Source organism: Chitinophaga sp. GbtcB8, from assembly GCF_019091455.1.
GTDB lineage: Bacteria > Bacteroidota > Bacteroidia > Chitinophagales > Chitinophagaceae > Chitinophaga.
The window spans coordinates 1-228 of the sequence record NZ_JAGXJN010000553.1 but is presented as its reverse complement, the minus strand read 5'-3'; the positions used below and the strand labels follow the sequence as shown (position 1 = coordinate 228).

The window sequence follows — 228 nt, the reverse complement described above, 5'->3', positions numbered from 1 at the left end:
ACCCACCGCTTCCCCTATTATTCCTGTATATGTAAGGGATCATGAAATAACCTTTGCTATCGCAAACATGCTGCAGGACAACCGGCTGTTCGTAAACCCCGTAGTACCGCCCGCGGTGCCTGCCGTTGCAACAATGCTGCGCTTCTCCCTCGTGGCTACACATACCTTTCACCAGGTCGTAGAAGCGGGGGATAAAATGAAGGAAGCTTTCGCAAAACTGGACATAAC

At 50.9% G+C, this 228-nt stretch carries 1 pseudogene; it reads left to right on the top strand.

The features are described from left to right. Positions 1–228, top strand: a pseudogene (locus tag KVT36_RS32545) (8-amino-7-oxononanoate synthase); the annotation flags it as partial.